This is a genomic window from Bacteroides sp., assembly GCF_052357945.1.
Taxonomy (GTDB): domain Bacteria; phylum Bacteroidota; class Bacteroidia; order Bacteroidales; family Bacteroidaceae; genus Bacteroides.
The window spans coordinates 1-10,231 of sequence record NZ_DAWCXD010000162.1 but is presented as its reverse complement, the minus strand read 5'-3'; the positions used below and the strand labels follow the sequence as shown (position 1 = coordinate 10,231).

Genomic DNA, 10,231 nt, shown 5'->3' with positions numbered 1-10,231 from the left:
TCCGTCCCGGCGCGTCCATGAGTTTCGATATAGCCGATTTGCACGTTCACACCGGTCTCCAGCTGTTCTTGTGCCTCCTGAAGCATACGATATGACTTTCCCACACCGGCTATCATACCGATATAGACCTTGAATTTGCCCCGGTGGGACTTCTTTATCAGATCCAAAAAATACTGTACACTATGTTCTCTATCATCCATTACATCAATCTGTTATTTTAAACATCCTAACCCGTAGTAATCATCACGATCACCACGGGTTTCACAAAAATTCATGAGTTTATTTTATGGCCTTAAAGTTACGCCAAATACTAAATGGGCGTCCTCCAAACGTGGATTCCATATAGCCTGTACAAATATAGGCAATGAAAACTTATCATTAAAATTTATTGCTTTCGTTGCTTTCAAAACTAGGTTCGTCACTGCAAACCCATTCACATTATACTGCGGAGTCTTATAAGGAACCACTCCACAAGTAGCATTCAGATCAACTCCTTTCACACTGAACGGATAATTCAATTCTACGTAAGAAGAGTATGCCTGCTTTTCTTCCCCCTCATCAGTCGTTTTTCTGTCAGCACCAGCAAACATGGTATACCATGCGATAGATAACGGGAACTTTTCAATAGGAAGCGTATAGGCTAGCCCTGCTTCAAAATGGTGTCCGGTGTCTCCACTTTTAAAATGAAAATAATTATTGGTAAGTTCTCCATTGGCCACATCAGCTTGTCCGTCCCACCAAAGAGTGGCTACAGAAAGCGTCGGTCCCGCTTCACCGAACTTATAAGCTGCGGTCAGGTCAATTTCTTTATTACTCTCACTCAAACTGGTTGAGCCCCATGCAGTAAGCGAGAAATTACCTACGCTAAATCCCAAAGTCGGCTGAAAGGAAGCAGCTCCCCCCTGATAAATACCACGCCATACATACGAACTTACCAAATCACCTTGTATAGTAAACTCTTGTGCTTGTGCATTAACTGTTCCCAACATACAAACGGCTGCTACAGCCATTGTTCCTAAAATACTCTTTTTACTAAAAAAACTTTTCATACTTTTTATCTAATTCTATTTTATGTTCCTGTAAAAAAAGCAGCGCCCCATCCAACCCTGTTAATTTGAACCGCGGCATAACCCAAACGGTCCGGACAGGAACGCTGCTCAATCTTCATCTACTTATTGCTTTCCTCTAAAGCGATATTCAATTTCAAGACATTCACCTTTTCTGTTCCCAACAACCCCAAAAACGGTTTTTCTATGCTTTTATCAACAATCGCTCTTACTTGTTTTTCTGTTAATCCACGTGCTTGTGCTACTCTCTTCACTTGTACATACGCACATTGAGGAGTGATATTAGGATCCAGGCCCGAACCACTGGCCGTAACCATTTCGGCAGGCACATCCGCACGATTCAAATAAGGATGATGTACAAGGAAAGTATCAATACGCGCTTTCACTTCATCCAGATATTCTTGATTTGTAGGCCCTTTATTACTACCTGCGGAACTCGTCGCATCATACCCGTCACCGGCAGAAGAAGGACGTCCCCAGAAATAAATATCTTTTGTAAACATCTGACCCACATTGGCTGCTCCCACTACTTTCCCATCCAGCGTAGCTACCTCGGCATTTCCTTTATTAGGACCTGCTACCTGTGCGAACACCCACAGGATAAGGATATAGAACACGGAGAAAAAGACACAAAAAGCAAGTGTTATTTTTAATGACTTCAATAAAGTTTTCATTGCTATTGTTTTTTAATTAAAAGAATAAACCTACTACTAAATCTATCAATTTGATTCCCACGAAAGGAGCAATCACACCACCCACACCATAGATCAGCAGATTACGGCGAAGCAAAGCACTCGCACCTATCGGTTTGTATTGCACACCACGCAAAGCCAGCGGAATCAGAATCGGAATTATAATTGCATTAAAGATCACCGCTGAAAGGATTGCGCTTTCAGGACTATGCAGATGCATGATATTCAGAGCAGCCAGTTCGGGAATAGCGATCATAAACAAGGCCGGAACGATAGCAAAATACTTCGCTACGTCATTGGCGATAGAGAAAGTAGTCAGCGTACCACGTGTCATCAGCAATTGTTTACCGATTTCCACAATCTCGATCAATTTCGTCGGATCGTTATCCAAGTCGACCATATTACCGGCTTCCTTTGCTGCCTGTGTACCGCTATTCATGGCTACACCCACATTGGCTTGTGCCAGAGCAGGAGCATCGTTCGTTCCGTCTCCCATCATTGCAACCAATTTACCAGCCTGCTGTTCCTTCTTGATATATTCCATCTTATCTTCCGGTTTAGCTTCAGCGATAAAATCATCTACACCGGCTTTTTCAGCAATATATTTTGCAGTTAACGGGTTGTCACCTGTCACCATTACCGTCTTCACTCCCATCTTACGCAGACGTTCGAAACGTTCCTGAATACCCGGTTTGATAATATCCTGCAGTTCAATAACACCAGTCACCTTTCTGTTTACACATACTACCAGCGGTGTACCACCATTGCTTGAGATAGAAGAAATAATCTCTTCCACTTCTTTCGGAAATTCATTCCCGTCACCTTCCACCATCTTACGGATGGCATCAAAAGCACCTTTACGAATCTGCGTTCCATCTGCCAGGTCTACTCCCGAACATTTGGTTTCAGCCGTAAACTTAATCATACGTGCTCCTGTTGTATTCAGATTACGCATACGAATGCCCGACTCACGTCCCAATTCTACGATAGACTTACCTTCCGGCGTTTCATCGGATAAGGAAGACAACAGACAAGTTTCCACAAAATCGTGCAGATCGACACCCGGAGCTGTATGAAAATGAGTCGCTTTACGATTACCAATGGTGATAGTACCCGTTTTATCCAGTAGCAATGTATCAATATCGCCTGCAGTTTCAACCGCTTTACCGGATTTAGTAATCACGTTGGCGCGAAGTGCACGGTCCATACCGGCAATACCGATGGCAGAGAGAAGTCCACCGATAGTTGTCGGGATCAGACACACAAACAAAGAAATAAGCGAAGCAATGGTGATGACCGTATTACTATAGTCGGCAAACGGTTTCAAGGTAACACACACTATGACGAAAACAAGCGTAAAACCTGCCAACAGAATAGTCAACGCAATCTCATTCGGGGTTTTCTGGCGGGAAGCACCTTCTACCAGTGCAATCATCTTGTCGAGAAAACTTTCTCCCGGTTGAGTAGTCACCATTACTTTTATATGATCGGACAATACCTTCGTACCACCCGTTACAGAACTCTTGTCGCCACCTGCCTCACGAATAACCGGAGCAGACTCGCCGGTAATGGCACTTTCATCAATAGAAGCCAACCCTTCAATAATCTCACCGTCGGAAGGAATCACGTCTCCTGCCTCACAAACAAACACATCCCCTTTCTTCAACTGTGAAGAACTGACAGTAACGATTTTATTGCCTTCCACTTTCTTAGCCGGTGTCTCTTCACGAGTCTTACGCAAGCTATCGGCCTGTGCTTTACCACGTGCTTCGGCAATAGCTTCAGCAAAATTGGCAAACAACAAGGTTACAAACAGAATGATAAACACGGCAATATTGTAAGCAAACGAACCTTGTGAAGAGTTTACAATGGAGTAGAGCGTTACGAGCAGCATGACCACTGTAGCCACTTCTACTGTAAACATAATCGGGTTCTTTATCATCATCCGCGGGTTCAGTTTCACGAATGACTGTTTCAAACTTTCTATAACTTGCTCCTTTGGAAACAAAGAAGCTGATTTATTATCTTTCATATCTTCTCTAATTCAGTATTACAAACTTAAATGTTCAGCAATTGTGCTCAATGCATGTACCGGGAAGAATGACAGCGCAGCAATAATGAAGATAACCACAAATGTCATGACTCCGAAAGTCAAAGTATCGGTCTTCAATGTGCCGGCACTTTCCGGAATGAATTTTTTCTGTGCCAGTAACCCGGCAATGGCAACCTGTCCGACGATAGGAATAAAACGGCTCAAAATCAGAACGATACCACACGTGTAATTCCAGAAATAAGTATTATCTCCCAAACCTTCAAAACCGGAACCGTTATTGGCAGCACAAGAAGTGTACTCGTAAAGTTGCTCACTTAAACCGTGGAATCCCAAGTTGTTCAACCATCCACCTTCACTTTCCACAAAATCAGGGTGATGCACATAAATATAACTTGAAAGTGCTGTAAATACCAAAATGACAAACGGATGAAGCAGAGCTACAATCGTAGCGATTTTCATTTCGCGGGCTTCCACTTTCTTACCGAGGAATTCCGGCGTACGTCCTACCATCAAACCGCTGATAAACACTGTAATGATAATAAATGTATAGTAATTCATCCATCCTACACCTACACCGCCAAACCAAGTGTTAATCTGCATATTCAGCATCTCCATCATTCCGGACAGCGGCATAGTAGAATCATGCATACCATTCACAGAACCATTAGAGGTTACAGTAGTTACAATACTCCATAATGCTGTTGCTCCGGCTCCCAAACGAACCTCTTTGCCTTCCATCGCACCATGATCCTGCGCAATTCCCAATTCATCAATGCGTGGATTACCGCCCATTTCCTGACTGACATTAATACATACGCCTACCAGAAAAGCAAAAAGCATTACTCCGAATATACTGTAAGCCAACTTCTTTCTGCGGGTATAAAATCCCAGCGCAAGTACCATTGCCATCGGGATAATCAGAATAGACCAACATTCTACCATATTAGTAAGATATGTCGGATTCTCCAACGGATGAGAAGAGTTTACACCAAAATAACCACCACCATTTGTACCCAATTGTTTGATAGGAACAATCGCAGCCGTAGGACCTTGAGAAACCATTTGTTCCTGGCCTTCCATCGTAGTCACTTTCATCTTACCGTCAAATCCCATCGGAGTTCCCTGAAGAATCAGGATAAAACCTACAATCAGAGAAAGAGGTAATAAGATACGCGTACAACTTATTACCAGAAATTGCCAGAAGTTACCAATCGTTTTGGTTGTTTTTGCAGCAATACTCTTCATAATACCTGCCATAGCAGCCATACCTGTTGCTGCGGTAATAAACTGGAAAAGCATGATGACGAACAATTGAGTAAAATAAGTCAGTCCGCTTTCACCGCTATAGTGCTGTAAGTTACAGTTCACCATAAAACTAATACAAGTATTGAATGCCTGATCCGGAGTCTGCGGTCCGTTGCCGTCCGGGTTTAAAGGCAACCATCCTTGTGAAACCAAGAGTACCATTCCCCAGAAAAACCAGAAAGCATTCAAAATCAACAATGCTTTCAGGAATTGTTTCCAGTTCATTTCTTCATTGGGGTCGATTCCACAAACTTTATAAATGACTCTTTCGATAGGAGCCATAAAATCAGACCAGGTCTTTTCTCCTCTGTAGACCTTGGCAATGTATTTTCCCAGTGGATAAGCCAGAATCACCATCAAGGCTATCTGAACAACCACGCCTAAAATTTCTGTATTCATATACTTTTTACCTTAAACTGTGTGTGTTACTTTAAAACTTCTCGGGTTTGATGAGCACATACATCAAATAACCGAAGATTGCAATACCTAATACGAATAATGCTGTGTACATAATCAATTCTCCTTTTTTCTTTAAATATTCTCAAACCAGTCTACACATTTCCAGAACAGCCAGAAACAAGCGAAACCGCTCAACAGGCAGAAAATAAATGATAGTGTTATTCCCATGTTTTTACCTTTTAAATGATTACTATAAATTTTTACTTGCCATTCTTCATGCCAAATGCGTGCCACAAAAAACAAAGAATACATAATAAGCTAACATTCAAACAGATACAGACAGGCAGTTACTTTCTTACCATCCGACACACCCTTCCATTTTGAAAAAAGGATTCTATTTTGAAAGACTTTCTGTTTTTTCGTGATTTCAGAAGAGAAAAAATAAACAAATTATCATTTTGAAAGGGGATTTTCATTTTGAAAAGACAAAAGGAGGATACTACATCTTTATAATCTGTTGATAATAAACGGTTAAGCATCAACATAAGTCAATTGGTACATGCTTTGCGAAGAAATAGATATGAAACTTTATATTATTGCAAACAGATTACCTGTCAAAGTAGCCGACACAAACGGCACATTCGTATTTTCGCGTAGCGAAGGCGGACTGGCAACAGGTTTGGATTCTCTCCAGACTTCTTATGAGAAGCACTGGATAGGTTGGCCCGGAATATGTACAAATGAAGAGAAGGACCAGCAAGAGATTAACGAGAAACTACAGGAAATGAATTTTCATCCGGTCTTCTTGTCGGAAAAGCAAATTGAAAACTATTACGAAGGATACAGTAACAGTACTATCTGGCCTTTGTGTCATTACTTTTATGCTTATACCTTATATAAGAACTGTTTCTGGCAATCCTATCAACAAGTCAACCGACTCTTCTGTGAGGAGATTTGCCGGCTGATACGTCCCGGCGATAAGGTATGGATACAGGATTATCAACTGATGCTACTTCCCGGAATGTTGAGGAAAATATATCCGGAACTAAGTATCGGTTATTTCCATCATATCCCGTTCCCTTCTTACGAACTCTTCCGTATTCTTCCGGAGCGTGCCGAGATTCTGAAGGGTTTGCTGGGAGCAGACTTCATTGCTTTCCATACTCATGACTATATGCGTCACTTCATCAGTGCCGTAGAGCGTGTGCTGCATCTCGACTTCAAACTGGATGAAGTACAGATCAACAACCGGATGGTCAGAGTAGAAGCATTGCCGATGGGAATCAACTATGAATCCTATCATCAGGCTTCAGAAAATAAAGAAGTACATCAGGCCATTGAACGAACCCGGAAACTTTTCGGCGAGCATAAACTGATCCTGTCAGTAGACAGACTGGATTACAGCAAAGGCATATTGCACCGTCTTCGTGGCTTTGCCACCTTCCTCGAACATCATGCCGAATATCACGGTAAAGTTACATTGGCAATGGTCATTGTCCCTTCACGCGACCATGTAGGCAGCTATGCGGAACTAAAAACAAAAATTGACGAAGAAATCGGCTCTATCAACGGACGTTACTCCACAATGAACTGGACTCCCGTATGTTATTTCTATCATGGCTTTTCACTGGAAGAACTGACTGCCATGTACTATGTGGCCGACATAGCCCTCGTCACTCCACTTCGGGACGGAATGAATCTGGTAGCCAAAGAATACGTAGCTACCAAATGCGACAATCCCGGTGTACTTATCCTTAGCGAAATGGCAGGTGCCGCCGTAGAATTGACGGACGCTATCCAAATCAACCCGAACGATACGGAACAAATAGAAAATGCTATTTGCCAGGCACTTGAAATGCCCGAAGAGGAACAAAAACAACGCCTGCAACGTATGCAAAGCATTCTGTCCGTACAGACAGTCAACAAATGGGCAGCCGACTTTGTCAATGAACTGAACGCGACATGTATGAAAAACGATATGTTACGAAAAAAACGTATTGTAGCCGCTAGCATTGCACAAATCAAACTCAAGTATAACCATGCCAAACAACGCCTGATTCTGCTGGACTATGATGGTACGCTGACGGCTCTCAAACCACGTCCCGAGGATGCACAACCTACACCGGAACTCATTTCTATTCTACAACAACTGGCTAGCGATCCCGCCAATCATATTGTTATCAATAGCGGGCGGGATCACTTTACATTAGAAAAATGGCTTGGCACCCTTCCTATTTCTATGGCTGCCGAACATGGGGCTTTCTATAAAGAAAACGGAGTCTGGCATAAAAACATAAAGAAGATAGAATGGGGAGCAGGTATTCTCTCTATCCTTCAAATGTTTGTAGACCGTACTCCCCGTTCCCATCTGGAAGTGAAGGAAACTGCCCTGGCCTGGCATTATCGTGAAAGTGACGCATGGCTCGGCACATTAAGAGCCCAACAACTCGTCAACACGCTGATTTCGCTCTGTACCCGGCAGAAACTACAAATTCTGCAAGGAAATAAAGTGATCGAAATCAAATCACCGGATTGCAATAAAGGTTCGGAGGTGGGGCGTCTGCTAGCCAACAGACGTTATGATTTTGTTATAGCGATGGGAGACGACACTACAGATGAAGATATGTTTCAGGCATTGCCGATGAGCGCTATCACCATTAAAATAGGTAGCGTATCCGAAGCCGCCAACTATCACCTGTCTGCCCAATCTGACGTACTTCCTTTCTTACGGTCTTTACTAGGCAAACAAAAAACTGCCACAAAAGAAGGAAGTATTAAGAATCGCCTGACTTTCGCTTTCGACTTTCTCAAAGCTCTATTAAAAACTCAATAAAAAGCAATCAATATGAATAATTTAAATTATGGAGTGATAGGTAACTGCCGAACGGCAGCTCTCATTTCGCAGAACGGAAATATCGAATGGCTCTGTTTTCCCGATTTCGATTCTCCTTCTATTTTTGCCAGTCTGCTCGACCGGGAGAAAGGAGGAGCTTTCGGATTCGAAGTTTCCGGAGACTATCGCATCACACAAAGTTATGTCCCCCACACCAATATTCTTTCTACTCAATTCTCCTCCGATGAAGGAGAATTCGTAGTGCTCGACTATATGCCCTGCTATCGTTCCCAAGACGAAACAGGGCATTATTTACCTGCCGAATTATACCGCTACATACATTGGATAAAAGGAAAACCGCGTTTCAAGATCAACTACCACCCGGCGCCAAACTATGCACAGGGACAAGTGATCCTTAATATCACTCCACAGTATATCGAATCCTACTGCTCCTTTGACAACAAGGACAGACAATATTTATATGCTTCCCTGTCTCTTCAGGACATCAAAGAGAAAAAAGAAATCATTCTTGAGAAAGACGAATTTCTCCTGCTCTCCTATAACGAGAAAGTGATCCCAATCGACATAGAAAGGGAGAAAATAGAATATTGCCGTACGCTGGTATATTGGCTGAACTGGACAGACAGAAGCAAGAAATACACTCTATATAATGACGTAATCGAACGGAGTTTATTGGTTCTGAAACTAATGTCCTACCACAACGGAGCTGTGCTGGCAGCACTAACTACAAGCCTACCGGAAGCTGTGGGAGAAGTGCGCAACTGGGATTACCGCTTTTGCTGGCTTCGGGATGCTTCCATGTCCATCGAAACCATGTTTCAAATCGGACATACCAGTGCAGCCAAACGCTTTATGAAATTTATCCAATCCACATTCGTTTCCAAACATGACTATCAAATTATGTATGGCATCCGGGGCGAGCACCAACTAACCGAAGTGATACTCGACCATCTATCCGGTTATAAGAACTCCAAACCCGTACGAATAGGAAATGATGCATACCATCAGAAACAAAACGACTCTTTTGGTTACCTGATGGACCTGATTTACCAATATTATCGCCTCATGCCCGGCACACTGGATGAAATTGAAGACATGTGGGAAATGGTAAAGACCATTTTAGCAAAAGTAGTAGAAAACTGGAGAAAGCCCGATAAGGGAATCTGGGAGATCCGGGGAGAAGGACAACACTTTGTTTCTTCCAAAGTGATGTGTTGGGTAGCTTTAGATCGCGGAGCTAAAATCGCTCAAATGCTTAACAAATATAATTATAGCGAACGTTGGCAACTGGAAGCCGAAAAAATAAAGAAAGACGTGATGAAATATGGCTGGAATAAGGAACTTCAAAGCTTCACACAGACATATAATAATCAAGCAATGGATTCTTCATTACTATTGATGGAACCCTATGGATTTATAGAAGCAGATGATATACGCTATCATAAAACAGTGGAAGCTGTCAAGAAAGCCCTTTTCCATAAAGGACTTATGTATCGCTATAACAGCAAAGACGATTTCGGGTTGCCTACTTCTGCTTTTACGATTTGTACATTCTGGCTTATACGGGCATTGTTTGTAACCGGCCATAAAGAAGAAGCACGCTGCCTGTTTGACGAAGTTCTGAAATACTCCAATCATCTCGGATTGTTTAGTGAAGATATTGATTTCGAAACCAAAGAACAGTTGGGCAACTTCCCGCAGGCATATTCACATCTGGCATTAGTAAATACAGCTATCTTATTTGCAGAAGAAGAGAAGAGGTTATCTTTTATCCGGCCTTAGAGAACGCCCTGATTCAGAAGTGATAAAATCGAGTAGGAGGAAAACGAAAGCTTTCTTCCTACTTTCGTTTTCCGACCTC

Annotated in this window: 7 protein-coding genes and 1 pseudogene; 2 read left to right on the top strand and 6 right to left on the bottom strand. The window is 42.4% G+C overall.

Annotation, left to right across the window (positions count from 1 at the left end; translation table 11 throughout):
- The 6 genes and pseudogenes from ACT8YW_RS19785 to kdpF all read right to left on the bottom strand — a co-directional run.
- A pseudogene (locus tag ACT8YW_RS19785) lies at positions 1-200 on the bottom strand (sensor protein KdpD); the annotation flags it as partial.
- Between the two features lie 84 nt (positions 201-284).
- On the bottom strand, positions 285-1,049 hold the full coding sequence (locus tag ACT8YW_RS19780) for a hypothetical protein (protein ID WP_444106890.1): 765 nt from the start codon (positions 1,047-1,049) through the stop codon (positions 285-287).
- Between the two features lie 119 nt (positions 1,050-1,168).
- On the bottom strand, positions 1,169-1,741 hold the full coding sequence (locus tag ACT8YW_RS19775) for a K(+)-transporting ATPase subunit C (RefSeq protein ID WP_004306397.1): 573 nt from the start codon (positions 1,739-1,741) through the stop codon (positions 1,169-1,171).
- Positions 1,742-1,757: 16 nt separating this feature from the next.
- Positions 1,758-3,791 (bottom strand): potassium-transporting ATPase subunit KdpB, encoded by a 2,034-nt coding sequence (gene kdpB, locus ACT8YW_RS19770; RefSeq protein ID WP_444106889.1) that lies wholly within the window; start codon positions 3,789-3,791, stop codon positions 1,758-1,760.
- Positions 3,792-3,809: 18 nt separating this feature from the next.
- Positions 3,810-5,516 (bottom strand): potassium-transporting ATPase subunit KdpA, encoded by a 1,707-nt coding sequence (gene kdpA, locus ACT8YW_RS19765; protein ID WP_444106888.1) that lies wholly within the window; start codon positions 5,514-5,516, stop codon positions 3,810-3,812.
- A 31-nt stretch (positions 5,517-5,547) separates the two neighbouring features.
- Positions 5,548-5,628: a K(+)-transporting ATPase subunit F gene (gene kdpF / locus ACT8YW_RS19760; protein WP_032849815.1), complete on the bottom strand. Its 81-nt coding sequence runs from the start codon at positions 5,626-5,628 to the stop codon at positions 5,548-5,550.
- A 447-nt stretch (positions 5,629-6,075) separates the two neighbouring features.
- On the opposite strand from kdpF, the gene ACT8YW_RS19755 reads away from it, so the two are divergent.
- Together ACT8YW_RS19755 and ACT8YW_RS19750 are read left to right on the top strand one after the other, a co-directional pair.
- Positions 6,076-8,349: a bifunctional alpha,alpha-trehalose-phosphate synthase (UDP-forming)/trehalose-phosphatase gene (locus tag ACT8YW_RS19755; protein WP_444106887.1), complete on the top strand. Its 2,274-nt coding sequence runs from the start codon at positions 6,076-6,078 to the stop codon at positions 8,347-8,349.
- A gap of 12 nt (positions 8,350-8,361) precedes the next feature.
- Positions 8,362-10,152 (top strand): glycoside hydrolase family 15 protein, encoded by a 1,791-nt coding sequence (locus tag ACT8YW_RS19750; protein WP_074638913.1) that lies wholly within the window; start codon positions 8,362-8,364, stop codon positions 10,150-10,152.
- The last annotated feature ends 79 nt before the right edge of the window (positions 10,153-10,231 follow it).

Excerpts from the sequence above, each read along its gene's own strand:
- ACT8YW_RS19755 (WP_444106887.1), top strand. The coding sequence starts at position 6,076 with ATGCTTTGCGAAGAAATAGATATGAAACTTTATATTATTGCAAACAGA.
- ACT8YW_RS19775 (WP_004306397.1), bottom strand. The coding sequence starts at position 1,741 with ATGAAAACTTTATTGAAGTCATTAAAAATAACACTTGCTTTTTGTGTC.
- kdpF (WP_032849815.1), bottom strand. The coding sequence starts at position 5,628 with ATGTACACAGCATTATTCGTATTAGGTATTGCAATCTTCGGTTATTTG.
- kdpB (WP_444106889.1), bottom strand. The coding sequence starts at position 3,791 with ATGAAAGATAATAAATCAGCTTCTTTGTTTCCAAAGGAGCAAGTTATA.
- ACT8YW_RS19780 (WP_444106890.1), bottom strand. The coding sequence starts at position 1,049 with ATGAAAAGTTTTTTTAGTAAAAAGAGTATTTTAGGAACAATGGCTGTA.
- kdpA (WP_444106888.1), bottom strand. The coding sequence starts at position 5,516 with ATGAATACAGAAATTTTAGGCGTGGTTGTTCAGATAGCCTTGATGGTG.
- ACT8YW_RS19750 (WP_074638913.1), top strand. The coding sequence starts at position 8,362 with ATGAATAATTTAAATTATGGAGTGATAGGTAACTGCCGAACGGCAGCT.